Below are 14,084 nucleotides of genomic sequence, written 5' to 3' on the forward strand. Positions count from 1 at the left end.
GCTGTCAAACTCGGTCACATTCCACAACGCGCTTCGTTTGCTTCGCCGGATGTCCTAGGGCGTCGCCGCGGCGGCCTAGACTGCACAGGTGCAAGAAACCCGTACGACGCAGCAGAACCGCTGGCCCGCCTTCATCGTCTGCATCGCCGTCGCGATCGCGACGATCCTCGACCTCGCGAAGGTCAACGTCGCGATCGCGCCGATCGAGACAACGCTCGGCGCCTCGTCGTCCGAGGCGCAGCTGATCGTCGCCGGGTACATCCTTGCGTTCGGCATTTGCCTCGTGCCAGCGGGTCGCCTCGGCGACATCTGGAACCGCAAGGCGATGTTCGTCATCGGGCTGTCGGTCTACGTCACCGCGAGCCTCGCGTGCATGCTCGCGCCGTCGTCCGGCATCCTCGTGCTCTCGCGACTGCTGCAGGGTGTGGCCGCGGGCATCCTCATGCCGCAGGTGATTGGTCTCATCCAGAACCTATTTCAGGGCAAGGAGCGCGGGTCGGCGTTCGGTATTTTCGGCGCAGCGATCGGCCTCGGCACGGCATTCGGCCCGACTATCGGTGGCCTGTTCATCGGTGCGTTCGGCGACGAGTGGGGTTGGCGCTGGATCTTCGGCATGAACGTGCCGATCGGCCTCATCATCTTGCCGTTCGCGATCTGGCTGCTGCCGGGGCGCCAGCGTCACAACGCCAGCAACGACCTCGACCTCCCCGGCGTGTTCCTCATGGCCGGAACGGTATTGCTCATCATGCTGCCGTTCGTGCTGACGACCGGCACCTCGGCCGACAGCCCGGCACGATGGTGGATGCTGCTCGGCGCAGTCGTGTTTGCCGTCGCGTTCTACCTGTGGGAGCGCCGCTACGTGCGGGAGGGCAAGAGCCCGGTCATCGACTTCACCCTGTTCCAGCATCCCTCGTACCGGTACGGGGTCATTTTTACGTCGTTGTTCTTCGCGATCATGCCGCCGATGTTCTTCCTGATGACCCTGTTCAATCAGCAGGGCCTCGGCCATGAAGCGGTCATCGTCGGCATGATCACGATTCCCTATGCGATCATCTCGGCGATCGTCTCGGCCATCGCGGGCCGCTACACCTATCGTCACGCGGCCTCGATGGTGTTGATCGGCGCGTCGCTGTTCACGCTCGCATTGGTCGCGCTCGCGTTGCTCGGTGCCTTCGCCGACGGCGCCGCCATGCCCATCCTGATGGCGATCGTGCTCGCCTTCGCGGGGGTTGCGCCCGGCATAGTGATGCCCGCGAATCAACTGCGTACGGTGAAGGATGTGCCGCTCGAGTCGGCCGGCGTCGCCGGCTCGTTCATGCAGGTGGGCCAGCGACTCGGCAACGCAATGGGCATCGCGATCGGCACCTCGATCTACTTCGCCCTCTCGAACGAGGGCACCGAAACCGCGTTTCGCGCGGCGTTCGCGTGGGCCATGGTCTTCGTGATCGCCGTCGGCGTGGTCGCCGTGATCATCGCCGCCCTCGACTTCGCCGCTCAGCGACGTTCCGCGCGTACGGCGAGAGACCTCGGCTAGCTCCTGAACAGCGCGAGCGCCGCTTCGTGGAGCAGGCCATTCGTTGCAAGGGCCGTGCCGTGCCAGGGGCCTTCGGCGCCGTCGATGGCCGTGAACGTGCCGCCCGCCTCTTCGATAATCGGCACCAGCGCGGCCAGGTCGTAGGGCTGCAGGCCGACTTCACACGCGAGGTCGAACGCGCCCTCGGCCACGAGCATGTACGGCCAGAAGTCACCGATCGTGCGCGAGCGCCACGCGCGCTTGTTGAGCTCGAGAATCGGCTCGACTGAGGCCTCCTCCTGCCAGTACTTGAGTGATCCGTAGCTAATCTGTGCCTTATCGAACGACTCGACGCCCGAGACCTCGATGCGGCGGTCGGTCGCGGTGTTCGAGTCGGCGAGGTCATCGTCAAGGTAGGCGCCGAGCCCGGTAGCACCCCACCAGCGGCGGTTGAGCGCGGGGGCCGACACGACGCCGACTTCGGGGCGGCCATCGATGACAAGTGAGATCAGGGTGGCCCAGATTGGTACGCCGCGCATGAAGTTTGCGGTGCCGTCAATCGGGTCGATGATCCATTGCCGGCGAGAGGTGCCCTGCGTGCCGTATTCCTCGCCGAAGACTGAGTCGCTCGGGCGTTCCTGCTCGAGACGTTGGCGGATGGCCCGCTCGACGGCGCGGTCGCCATCGGTGACGTGGGTGCGGTCCTCCTTCACATACACGCCGAGGTCGCGTGCCGTGAAGTACCGCATCGAGATCTCGTCCGCGAGATCGGCGAGCTGCCGGGCAAGGCGAAGATCGGCGGTGATGGGATGCAGCAGTTCGAGGGCCATAGCTGGATTATCGCAGCACGCCCGCGAACTTAGCCCTCGGACGCGCTCATCGAGACAATGAGTCGGCGCAGCGAGGCCACGCGTGCCCGGCCGAGCGCATCAAGCTCGCCCCGTTCGGCCGCGGCATCGAGCTCGCAGTCGGGGGCATCCTCGAGATGCGTGCATCCGCGGGGGCACTCGGCGACGATCTCCGCGAGCTCTCCGAACGGTGCGAACACCGCGTTGGGGGAGACGTGCCCGAGCCCGAACGAGCGAACGCCGGGGGTATCGATGATCCAGCCGGAGGGGACGACGGGCAGGGCGAGCGACGACGAACTCGTGTGTCGGCCGCGCCCGGTGACTTCGTTAACGTGCCCAGTCGCGCGCTGGGCGTCGGGCGAAATGGCGTTGACGAGGGTCGATTTGCCGACGCCGGAGTGTCCGACCATGACGGTGACGCGGTCGGCGAGCGAAGCGAGGAACTCCTCGTGGGGTGGCTCGCCGAGCGCCGAGGTAAACACCGGCACATCGAGCGGCGCGACGAGTTCGCGCACCGCCTCGGGGTCGGCCAGGTCGGTCTTCGTGATCATGAGGAGCGGTGAGATACCGGCGTCGAAGGCGGCCACGAGGTAGCGGTCGATGAGCCGAGGACGGGGTTCAGGATTCGCGGCCGCGACCACGACGCAGAGTTGCTCGGCGTTCGCGACGATGATGCGTTCGACGGTGTCAGAGTCGTCGGCCGAGCGACGCAGTAGGGTGCGGCGGCCCTCGACCCGGATGATCCTCGCGAGCGAACCGTCGCCGCCGGTGACGTCGCCGACGAGCCAAACCGTATCGCCAACAACGACCGACTTCTTGCCGAGTTCGCGCGCAGTGGTCGCGACCACGCTGTGTGCTGCGCCTTCGGGTATCCCCGCGATCACGGGCGCGCCTTCGCCGACGAGGCAGGTATAGCGCCCCCGGTTCACTGTCGTGACGAAACCGGGCACCGCATCCTCGTGGCTGGGGCGCTGCTTGGTGCGGGGCCGCGAGCCCCGGCGTGGGGCGCGCACACGAACGCGGTCCTCATCGAAATCGCCGTACGCGTCGAATGCGTCGGTGCGGTCCCACCCCACGATTAGAGTTCCAGCAGCGAATCGAGCGAAATCGGAGACTCAGCGTCGTCCTGCTCGCCGAGCAGGGTGCGCCACATGCCCGGAAAGTCGGGCAACGTCTTCGTGGTGCACTCGACGTCGTCGAGCTGCACCTCGTCGACCGCGAGTCCGATCAGCGCACCGGTCGTGGCCATGCGGTGGTCGGCGTAGCACTGCCAGAGCGCACCGTGCAGCGGGGCCGGCCGAATAATGAGGCCGTCCTCGGTCTCCTCGACGTCGGCGCCGACGCGGTTCAGCTCGGTTGCCAGGGCAGCGAGGCGATCGGTCTCGTGCCCGCGGAGGTGACCCACGCCGCGAATATTGCTCTCGCCTTCGCAAAGCGCGAGCAGGCCCGCGATGTTCGGGGCGAGCTCACCGCCGACCGACAGGTCGAGGTCGACGCCGGCGGGGCGGGTGCCGGCGACGATGCCGCGCTCGACGGTGCATGTGAGCACACCGTGCTCGAGCGTGATCTCGGCGCCGAAGCGCGGCAGCAGCTCGCGCAAGAGGTCGCCGACCTGCGTGGTTGACGCGGGCCAGTTGGGGATGCGCACTGTGCCGCCCGCAATGATGGTCGCGATGAGGAAGGGCGCGGCGTTCGAGAGGTCGGGCTCGACCGTAATCTCGCCGCCGGCGATGTCGCCCGGCTCGACGCGCCACGTACGCGAGTCGATCGCCTCGGCGCTGATCCCGCGACGCGTCAGGACATCGAGCGTCATGTTGATATGGGGCAACGACGGCAGCGATTGACCGGTGTGCGTCAGCGTGAGCCCCTGCTCGAAGCGGGGCGCCACGAGCAGCAGGCCAGAGACGAACTGGCTCGATGCGCTGGCATCGATGTCGAGCACGCCGCCGGGGATGCGTCCGGTGCCCTGCACCGAGAACGGGAGGCGCTCGCCGGTGTCGCCGCTCACCTTGACCCCGAGGCCGCGAAGCGCCGCGAGCGTGGGGGCCATCGGGCGTCGGCGCGCGCCCTCGTCACCGTCGAACGTGACTGGGCCCAGCGCGAGGCCGGCGAGTGGCGGGACGAAGCGCATGACCGTGCCCGCGAGACCGCAGTCGATCGAGACACCGCCGGAGAGCTCTTCCGTCGGCGTGATGACGAGATCGTCGGAAGCGTTGTGTGAGCTGGCTACCCGCTCGATGCCCGTGCCGAGCTCCTCGAGGGCCTGTGCCATGAGGATCGTGTCGCGCGCGTGCAACGGAGCGTGCAGCGTGGTCGGCTCGTGGGCGATCGCCGAGAGCACGAGCTCGCGGTTGGTCAGTGACTTCGAACCGGGTACCTCGATATCGGCATCGAGCGGCACCTCGGCCATCGGGGCCCGCCAATAGCCGGGCTCGCCGGAAGTCGCCTCGTGCACGCCGTCACCGTACAAATCGAACTCATCGCCGGAATATCTGAAGATCTCCATCGGTTACACACACTATCGCGCAACCGCGCGCGAGGGATGAAGCATTGCATCGGCAGACCGGGAATGGAGGACGATGAGCGCCGTGTTAACAAGGGTTCTCACCGTAGACTCGTCTGCGATGAATTCCAGTGATGATGCACCGCGGCGTGCCAGCGACCACGCCGACGACTCGACGAGCCTCGCAACGCTCTTTGAGGAACAGGCGATTCCGCTGCTCGATCAGCTTTACGGCCATGCGATGCGCATGACGCGCAACCCAGCCGACGCCCAAGACCTCGTGCAGGAGACCTTCACGAAGGCGTTTCAGTCGTTCAAGTCGTTCAAGCAGGGCACCAACCTCCGGGCGTGGCTGTACCGCATCCAGACGAATCTCTACATCAACAACTATCGCAAGCAGCAGCGCACGCCCTACCAGAACCCACTCGAGGAGCTTGAGGACTGGCAGCTTGGCGGTGCCGAGTCGTACACGTCGACGACCACCTCACGGTCAGCTGAGGCGGAGGCGGTCGACAACCTTCCATCCGATGCCGTGAAGGATGCGCTGGCCGAGATTCCCGAGGAGTTCCGGGTCGCGGTGCTGCTCGCTGATGTGCAGGGCTTCTCCTATAAGGAAATCGCCGAAATCATGGACACCCCCACTGGCACGGTCATGAGTCGATTGCACCGAGGGCGCAAGCTGCTCCGGGATCGACTCCGCGACTACGCCGGGGAATACGGAATTGGAAGGGAGCAGGAATCATGACCGACTGTGGCTGCGATAAAGCACGTCTGGAACTCGAGGAGTACCTGCGTCAGGAAATATGCACCACGGATCGTGAGGCCATCAAGGAGCACCTTGCGACGTGCGAAGACTGCTCGGGCGAGGCCCACGTCAACCAGGTGATCACGCAGGTTGTTCGTCGCTCGTGCAATGAAGAAGTCGCGCCCGAGGAACTGCGCGCCCGGGTCCTCAGCTCGCTGCGCGGTGGCGCACCTGCATAGACGCCGTCTTCGGCACCCGAGGCCGAGACACAGCCGACCCCGCAGCACGCTACGGGGTCGGCTTTCGTTTCCGCCGCGACCGGTTCAACGTCCCCGGCATGCTGTTCTGCGGCGCGGTCGGCACCGCGATGTTCGGCGCGCTTCGACATCGAGGCGCTGCTCATCGTTGTAGCGATCACGCAGCGCGCCAGGGGACGAAACGAGCGAAGCAGCCGCGTCAGGACTGTCGGTAATCTGATGACCGCAAAGGTGACGGATGCCTGCGAGCGGGCACGCCAGTTCAATATCGGTACGTTCGTTCAGGCGACGGGGCAGTTCGTAGCTAACGAAGGTATGCCGTGTTGGGCGAATGGGGGGTCATAGGCGCCACGTGCCGGCGGGCACCCACCTCGAGATTCGCTATTTCTCGGGGCGAGGCCGATCGCCCGCGTGGCTGCGAACCAGCACGAACAAGAAGTTCGTCAAGGGCTACTGACAGCGCCCCTCGTCAACAACACGGCCGGCCCGCAGCTGTTGCTCCGGGCCGGCCGTTTGCGTGTTGGCGTTAGTGGCCGAGGGCTCTGTTGATGAGCGCCTGCTGCTGTTCCTGGTGCGCCTTCATGGTGCCGACCGATGGGGCGGATGCCTCGGGTCGCGTCACGGCGGCGAGCGGACGGTCGAGCTTCGGCGCGAGGCCCGACAGCAGGAAGCTCCAGGCACCCTGGTTCTCGGGCTCTTCCTGTGCCCAGACGAGCTCGGCGTTCGGGTACTGCGCGAGGGTTTGCTTGAGCTCGTCGAGGGGCAGCGGGAAGTACTGCTCGAGGCGCACGAGGGCGACCGACTGGTCGCCCGACTTCTCGAGTTGCTGCTGGAGGTCGTAGTGGAGCTTGCCGGAGTGGATCACGACGCGCTTCACCGCGGCCTTGTCAGCCACGCGGGTGTCGTCGAGGACCGTCTGGAACTTGCCCGACGTGAAGCCCTCGACCGGCGAGGTCGCGCCGCGAAGACGCAGCATCGACTTCGGTGTGAAGACCACCAGCGGTTTGCGCGGTCGGGCGTAGGCCTGGCGGCGCAGCAGGTGGAAGTAGTTCGCCGGCGTCGACGGCTGCGAGACCGTCATGTTGTCCTGGGCCGCGAGCTGCAGGAAACGCTCGATGCGGGCCGAGGAGTGGTCGGGGCCCTGACCCTCGTAGCCGTGGGGGAGCAGCAGCACGACGCTCGAGCGTTGGGCCCACTTCTGCTCACCCGACGAAATGAACTCGTCGATCACGACCTGCGCACCGTTGACGAAGTCACCGAACTGGGCTTCCCACAGCACGAGCGCGTCGGGGCGCTCCACCGAATAGCCGTACTCGAAGCCGAGCGCGGCGTACTCCGACAGCAGCGAGTCGTAGACCGTGAACTTCGCCTGCGACTCCGACAGGTTTTGGAGGGGAATCCAGTTCTGGTCAGTCTTGCGGTCGTGGAGTAGCGCATGGCGCTGGGTGAAGGTGCCGCGGCGCGAGTCCTGACCGGACAGGCGCACCGAGGTGCCCTCCATGACGAGGGAGCCGAGGGCGAGCAGCTCGCCGTAGGCCCAGTCGATGTCGCCCTCTCGCGACATCTTCGCGCGCTTGTCGAGCACACGCTGCAACTTTGGGTGCACCGTGAAGCCCTCGGGCGGGGTGCTGAACGCCTCGCCGATGGTCGTCACGACCTCGTTCGCGACCGCGGTCGATTCGGGTTCCGACGGGCTCTGCTCTTCGTTCGCACCGACCGTCGACAGCTCCTGCGCCGAGATCGAGGCGGTGTGGGCCTCGTGCGTCTCGGCGAAGGCGCGCTCGAGCTCTGAGTGGAAGTCCGACTGTGCCTTCTCGTACTCCTCCTCGGAGAGGTCACCGCGACCGACGAGGTTCGCCGCGTAGAGCTTGCGGACCGAGCGCTTGTTCTCGATCAGGTCGTACATGAGCGGCTGCGTCATCGACGGGTCGTCTCCCTCGTTGTGGCCGCGTCGGCGATACGAGATGAGGTCGATGACGACGTCGCGGTTGAAGCGCTGGCGGTAACGGAACGCGAGCGACGCGACGTGGGCGACAGCCTCGGGGTCGTCGCCGTTCACGTGGAACACCGGTGCCTGAATCGACTTCGCCACGTCCGACGAGTACATCGACGATCGGGCGTCCTGCGGCGACGTGGTGAACCCGACCTGGTTGTTGATGACCACGTGGATCGTGCCGCCCGTGCGGTAGCCGCGCAGCTGCGACATCTGCATGGTCTCGTAGACGATGCCCTGGCCCGCCATCGCGGCGTCGCCGTGCACGAGCACAGGGAGGACGCTGTAGGTCTGTGCGTCGTTGCGGTCTTGCTTGGCGCGCACGATGCCCTCGAGCACGCCGTCGACGGCCTCGAGGTGCGACGGGTTCGCCGCGAGGTAGATCGGAATCTCGCCGCCCTTGGGCGAGGTGTACGTGCCCTCGATGCCGAGGTGGTACTTCACGTCGCCCGAGCCGGTCACGAGACCGGCCTTGGCGCCCTCGAACTCGCGGAACATCTGGTTGTAGGTCTTGCCCGCGATGTTCGTGAGCATGTTGAGGCGGCCGCGGTGGGCCATGCCCATGACAATCTGCTCGATGCCGTCGTCAACCGCATCCTGACCGATCTGGTCGATCAGCGCGATGACCGACTCAGAGCCCTCAAGCGAGAAGCGCTTCTGTCCCACGTACTTGGTCTGGAGGAAGGTCTCGAAAGCCTCCGCCTGGTTGAGCTTCGTGAGGATGCGCAGTTGCTCGTCGTGCGTGGGCGCGACGTACGGGTGCTCGAGCTCTTCCTGGAACCAGGTGCGCTGGTCGGGGTCCTGGATGTGCATGTACTCGATGCCGATGGTGCGGCAGTACGTGTCGCGCAGAATGCCGAGGATGTCGCGCAGCTTCATGGTGCGCTTCGTGCCGAAGCCCGCCGTGACGAAGTGGCGCTCCAAGTCCCAGAACGTGAGGCCGTGCGACTCGATCTCGAGGTCGGCGTGCGTGCGCTGCACGTAGGTGAGCGGGTCGATGTCGGCCATCATGTGGCCGCGCACGCGGAACATGTTGATGACCTGCTGCACGCGGGCGGTCTTGTTTACCGCCGACGCAACATCGACGTGGACGTCCTTCGACCAGGTGATTGGCTTGTAGGGGATGCGCAGCGCCGCAAAGATCTCTTCGTAGAAGTTGTCGTTGCCCGTGAGCAGCTCCGAGACGATCTTGAGGAACTCGCCCGAGCCGGCACCCTGAATCACGCGATGGTCGTAGGTCGATGACACCGTGAGGCGCTTCGAGATCGCGAGGTTGTCGATCGTCTCCTGCGCCATGCCCTGGAAGGCCGCGGGGTAGTCGAGCGCACCAGCACCGATGATGGCGCCCTGGCCGCGGGTGAGCCGCGGCGCCGACTGCACGGTGCCGATGCCGCCCGGGTTGGTGAGCGAGATCGTCGCGCCCGCGTGGTCGGCAGCGGTGAGCTTGCCGGTGCGGCCCTTCTTGATGAGCTCCTCATAGGCCTCGAGGAACTCGCGGAAGTTCATCTCTTCGGCGGCCTTGATGCTCGGCACGACGAGGCCGCGCGAGCCGTCCTTGTTCTGCACATCGATCGCGATGCCGAGGTTGACGTGGGCTGGCTGAACGACCGAAGGTTTGCCGTCAACGATGTCGTAGTAGACGTTCTGGCTCGGGAACTTGTCGAGCGCGCGCACGAGCGCGTAGCCGAGCAAGTGTGTGAACGAGATCTTGCCACCGCGCGTGCGGCGCAGGTGGTTGTTGATGACGATACGGTTGTCGATCATGAGCTTCGCGGGGATCTCGCGGTAGCTCGTCGCGGTCGGGATCGACAGCGAGTCGTCCATGTTCTTCGCGATGGCCTTTGCCATGCCCTTGAGCGCGGTGGTCTCGGCCTGGCGCTCGGCGGCGGGCGCGGCATCCTTCTTCTCGGTCTTGGCGGGAGCCTCGGCGGGAATCGGTGCGGCGGTCGCCGGGCGGGCCGTCGTGCGGCTCTGCTTGCTGGCGGCGGGCTGCGCGGTCGGCGCGGCAGCAGGCTGGGCGGGCGCGGTCGGCTTTGACGCGCTCACGGGTGCCGAGGCTGACTGCGAAGCGGCGTAGCGCTCGAGGGTCGGCCACCAGGCCTCATCGACGCTGCTCCGATCCTCTTTGAATTTCGCGTACATCTCTTCTACGAGCCAGTCATTGGCTCCGAAGTCAGGCACTGAGCTGGTGGATTCCGGACCGGTGGTCGTCGACACGCGAAAATCGCCGCCTTCTACTCAAATTGACGTTCTTGACGCCACCAAGAAGAGGCAGCGTCCGGTCGTCAAGCCTAACGACTTTTCCTTGCAGACACCTACATCAGTCCCCAGGCACAGTTGTGGGAAAGATTAGGCTTGCTGATATGCAGTTCTACGGCCAAGTGCCTCAGCATGACCTCACCTATTCCGACGTCTTCCTCGTGCCGTCGCGTTCCGACGTTGGCTCGCGCCTCAACGTCGATCTCTCGACGCCGGACGAGACCGGCATGCGCATCCCCCTGGTTGCCAGCAACATGAACGCGGTGTCGGGTGAGCGTATGGCCGCGGCCCTCGCGCGTCGCGGCGGCCTCGCAGTGCTGCCGCAGGACCTCGACGACGAGGCAGCGCTTGAGCAGCTCGCCTGGGTGAAGGGGCAGGACCCCTTGGTTACCAGCCCGTTCCGCTTCTTCGGTGAGACCACCGTTGCGGAGGTGCTCACGCACGTGCCGGCCGTCGCGGGCCAGGCGATCGCCGTCGAACGCGACGCCGAGATCAGCATGCTGCTGCAGGCGAGCGACCTCGAGCACATCCCCGCCGATGCCACCCTCGACAACCTCACGCACCTCGCCGCTCCGGAACTTTCGGTATCGCAGGATGCCCGATCTGCATTCAATGAGCTCGAAGCGCTGCCGGGCAAGTTCGCGGCCGTGCGTCGTGACGGCGAACTGATCGGTTCGCTCTCGCAAGCCGACGCGCTGCGCTCGAGCATCTATCCGGCCGCGGTGGATGCGCTGGGTCGCCTCCGCGTCGCCGCCGCCGTCGGCATCAATGGCGACGTCGTCGCTCGCGCGCGCCGTCTCGTCGAGGCTGGCGCCGATGTGCTCGTGCTCGACACGGCGCATGGACACCAGGAATCGATGCTCCGCGCGATCGAGGGAGTGCGCGGCGCCGAACTCGGCGTGCCGATCGTCGCGGGCAATGTCGTCTCGGCCGCAGGCACGCGTGACCTGGTCAACGCCGGCGCCAACATCATCAAGGTCGGCGTCGGCCCCGGCGCGATGTGCACGACGCGCATGATGACGGCCGTGGGGCGACCCCAGTTCTCGGCGGTGCTCGAGAGCGCGGAGGAAGCGGCGAAGTATGGCGCGACGGTGTGGGCCGACGGCGGCGTGCGCTACCCGCGCGATGTCGCGCTGGCCCTCGCGGCCGGCGCGGGCGCGGTCATGGTCGGTTCGTGGTTTGCAGGCACCGTCGAGGCGCCCGGCACGGTGCTCACGGATGCCCAGGGACGCCGCTACAAGGAGTCGTTTGGTATGGCGTCGTCACGCGCCGTCGCGGGCAGGTTTAGCAAGCTCGACCCGTACGAGCGCGCGCGCAAGTTGCTCTTCGCGGAGGGCATCTCAAACTCGACCATTCTCATCGACCCGGAGCGACCGAGCGTCGACGACCTTGTCGACATGATCACGACCGGCCTGCGCTCAAGCTTCACCTACGCGGGCGCGCGCTCGATTCGAGAGTTCCACGAGCGCGCCAAGGTCGGTCTGCAGTCGGCCGCCGGCTACGAGGAGGGCAAGCCGCTGCCGGTCTCGTGGTAGGCGTCGCTGGTAGAGTTCCGCGCAACTATGGACTGGTTACTCCTCGCCGTCGGCATCCTTCTCTGCTTCGGCACCGGGGTGTTTGTCGCGACCGAGTTCACTCTCGTGAATCTCGACCGCAACGACCTCGAGCTGCGCCAGCAGCGCGGTGAAAAGCGGCTCGGTCCGATCATCTCGGCGCTGAAGCACACCTCGACGCACCTCTCGAGCGCGCAGTTGGGCATCACGCTGACGACGCTGCTCACCGGCTACACGATGGAGCCGGCCATCACGAACCTGCTCGGAGACTTCTTTGTTGCCCTCGGGCTGCCCGCGGATTGGGTGTCGGCCGTCGGCACGATCGTGGCGATGATCATCGCGACGGTGCTCTCCATGGTCATCGGTGAGCTCATCCCCAAGAACTTTGCGCTCTCGTTGCCGCTGCAGCTGGCGAAGATCGTGGTGCCCATTCAGAACGTTTTCACGGCGGTGTTTCGCCCGGCCGTCCGCGTGCTCAACGGCTCCGCAAACGGCGTAATCCGCTCGATGGGCGTCGAACCCCAAGAGGAGCTCTCGGGCGCGCGGTCGGCCGAGGAACTCTCGAGTCTCGTGCGCCGCAGCGCGCTCGTCGGGGTACTCGAGGCCGACAAGGCGGTGCTCCTCAACCGCACGTTGCGCTTCAGCGAGCTTTCGGCCGAGGACGTCATGACGCCCCGCTCGCGCGTGCAGTCGATTCAGGCCGACGCCTCCGTCGCTCAGCTCATCCAGCTCGCGCACACCACTGGTTTTTCGAGGTTCCCGGTGGTCGAAGACGATGTCGATGACATCACCGGCATCGCGCACCTCAAGCACGCGGTCGCCGTGCCGCGCGAGCGACGTCCCAGCGTGCCGGTCGGCGCGATTAAGAACGATGCCGTGTTCGTGCCCGAGACGCTGTCGGTGGATGCGGTGCTTGGCCAGGTGCGCCGCGAGGGCTTCCAGATGGTCATTGTCCTCGACGAGTACGGCGGTACGGCCGGCATCGTGACCCTCGAAGACCTCGTCGAGGAGATCGTGGGCGACCTCGTCGACGAGCACGACCACGCGGCGGTCGAGATCATCCGGCGCCGCGACCGCATCAGTATCGACGGCCTCTTGCGCCCCGACGAGCTGCGAGAGCGACTCAACGTGCACCTCGACGAGGACGGGCCCTTTGAAACCCTGGGCGGCTATGTCATGCGCGAACTTGGTCGCGTGCCGGTGGTCGGTGATGCTGTGGAGCATCCAGAGGGACGATTCGAGGTCGAGGCGATGGACGGTCGTCGCGCCGCCCGCCTCGCGTTTGTTCCCGGCGAGCGTTACGTGAGCCGCGAGGAGCACCTTCGACGCGAACGCGGTGACGAGGGGCAGGGGAGCCACCGATGAGCGATCTTATGGGCATCGTCTGGCTTGTCGTGCTGCTGCTGTTCAACGCATTTTTCGTGGCAGCGGAGTTCGCCGTCATCTCGGCGCGACGCTCGCAAATCGAACCTCGGGCCGATCGCGGCTCGAAGTCGGCGCGCACCGCGCTGTTCGCGATGGAGCACGCGACGCTCATGCTCGCGACCACGCAGCTTGGCATCACGATCTGCTCGCTGCTGATTCTCAACGTCTCCGAGCCCGCGCTGCACCACCTGCTTGAGGGGCCGCTCGCGTGGCTGGGGCTCAGCACCGAGTGGGTCACCATCGTCGCGTTCGTCATCGTGCTCCTGCTCGTGACCTACCTGCACGTCGTGTTTGGCGAGATGGTGCCGAAGAACCTCGCATTCTCGGTGCCGGATCGCGCGGTGCTGTTGCTGGCGCCTCCGCTCGTGTTTCTTTCGAAGGTGTTCCGGCCGGTCATCTGGCTGCTCAACGAGCTCGCGAACCTCTCGCTCCGTGCGGTGGGCGTGAAACCGAAGAACGAGGCGACCAGCGCATTCACGTTCGACGAGGTCGCTGGCATCGTCGAGCAGTCCACCCGCGAGGGCATTCTCGCGGACGACGCCGGCACCCTCGCGAACACTTTCGAGTTCACCTCGAAGCGCGTCGGCGAGGTAGCCGTGCCCGTCGGGGCCATTCGAGCGCTCGCCACCGACTGCACCCCGCACGACCTCCAGCGGGCTGTCGCCGAGTACGGCTTCTCGCGATACGTCATCGCTGACGCGAGCGGTCCGGTCGGCTACGTCCACATCAAGGACGTGCTCGATGTGCCCGATGACGCGTTCGACTCGCCGCTGCCGTCCACGAGCATTCGTTCACTGACTTCGCTCTACGAGGGCACCGAGCTCGAGGATGCGCTGGCCTCGCTGCGCCGCACCAGCCGCCACCTCGCGCGGGTCGTGAGCAAGACCGGCGACACCATCGGCGTGCTCTTCCTCGAGGACGTCATCGAGGTGCTCGTCGGCGAGGTCCACGACGCGACGGCACGGCGCTAGCGTCATTGCCGGTAGAT

Annotated in this window: 10 protein-coding genes; 6 read left to right on the forward strand and 4 right to left on the reverse strand. The window is 66.1% G+C overall.

What is annotated here, in order from left to right:
- The first annotated feature begins 88 nt into the window (after positions 1-88).
- Positions 89-1,534: an MFS transporter gene (locus tag QM019_RS00245; protein ID WP_282851423.1), complete on the forward strand. Its 1,446-nt coding sequence runs from the start codon at positions 89-91 to the stop codon at positions 1,532-1,534.
- On the opposite strand, the gene QM019_RS00250 is transcribed toward QM019_RS00245, so the two are convergent.
- Genes QM019_RS00250 through aroA form a run of 3 tightly spaced genes read right to left on the reverse strand, consistent with a single transcriptional unit; the run spans position 1,531 to position 4,867 of the window.
- Complete coding sequence (locus QM019_RS00250; RefSeq protein WP_282825877.1) at positions 1,531-2,343, reverse strand: inositol monophosphatase family protein; 813 nt, start codon at positions 2,341-2,343, stop codon at positions 1,531-1,533. The two genes, QM019_RS00245 and QM019_RS00250, sit on opposite strands and share 4 nt — an antisense overlap.
- 29 nt (positions 2,344-2,372) lie before the next feature.
- The gene (gene rsgA, locus QM019_RS00255; protein ID WP_282851424.1) at positions 2,373-3,437 is read right to left on the reverse strand and encodes a ribosome small subunit-dependent GTPase A; all 1,065 of its coding nucleotides are present in this window, start codon (positions 3,435-3,437) and stop codon (positions 2,373-2,375) included.
- A 2-nt stretch (positions 3,438-3,439) separates the two neighbouring features.
- Positions 3,440-4,867, reverse strand: a complete 1,428-nt coding sequence (aroA, locus tag QM019_RS00260) for a 3-phosphoshikimate 1-carboxyvinyltransferase (protein WP_282851425.1) — start codon at positions 4,865-4,867, stop codon at positions 3,440-3,442.
- 118 nt (positions 4,868-4,985) lie between these two features.
- Between aroA and QM019_RS00265 the strand changes: the two genes are divergently transcribed.
- Together QM019_RS00265 and rsrA are read left to right on the forward strand one after the other, a co-directional pair.
- Entirely contained in the window at positions 4,986-5,609 is a 624-nt protein-coding gene (locus QM019_RS00265) for a sigma-70 family RNA polymerase sigma factor (RefSeq protein WP_428831908.1), read from the forward strand.
- Entirely contained in the window at positions 5,606-5,848 is a 243-nt protein-coding gene (gene rsrA / locus QM019_RS00270; RefSeq protein ID WP_125106100.1) for a mycothiol system anti-sigma-R factor, read from the forward strand. Before QM019_RS00265 ends, rsrA begins: the two co-directional genes overlap by 4 nt.
- A 544-nt stretch (positions 5,849-6,392) precedes the next feature.
- On the opposite strand, the gene QM019_RS00275 is transcribed toward rsrA, so the two are convergent.
- Positions 6,393-10,076: a multifunctional oxoglutarate decarboxylase/oxoglutarate dehydrogenase thiamine pyrophosphate-binding subunit/dihydrolipoyllysine-residue succinyltransferase subunit gene (locus tag QM019_RS00275; protein WP_282851426.1), complete on the reverse strand. Its 3,684-nt coding sequence runs from the start codon at positions 10,074-10,076 to the stop codon at positions 6,393-6,395.
- Positions 10,077-10,222: 146 nt separating this feature from the next.
- Here QM019_RS00275 and guaB1 point away from each other — a divergent pair, with 146 nt between their 5' ends.
- The 3 genes from guaB1 to QM019_RS00290 are packed head-to-tail and all read left to right on the forward strand — an operon-like array spanning position 10,223 to position 14,067.
- Positions 10,223-11,653, forward strand: coding sequence for a GMP reductase (gene guaB1 / locus QM019_RS00280; RefSeq protein ID WP_282851427.1), 1,431 nt, complete (start codon positions 10,223-10,225; stop codon positions 11,651-11,653).
- Between the two features lie 27 nt (positions 11,654-11,680).
- On the forward strand, positions 11,681-13,036 hold the full coding sequence (locus tag QM019_RS00285; RefSeq protein ID WP_282851428.1) for a hemolysin family protein: 1,356 nt from the start codon (positions 11,681-11,683) through the stop codon (positions 13,034-13,036).
- A complete protein-coding gene (locus QM019_RS00290) occupies positions 13,033-14,067 on the forward strand; it encodes a hemolysin family protein (protein WP_125106096.1) in 1,035 nt (344 codons plus the stop codon). The genes QM019_RS00285 and QM019_RS00290 overlap by 4 nt, the downstream gene beginning before the upstream one ends.
- The last annotated feature ends 17 nt before the right edge of the window (positions 14,068-14,084 follow it).

Source organism: Gulosibacter sediminis (genome assembly GCF_030011715.1).
Taxonomy (GTDB): domain Bacteria; phylum Actinomycetota; class Actinomycetes; order Actinomycetales; family Microbacteriaceae; genus Gulosibacter; species Gulosibacter sediminis.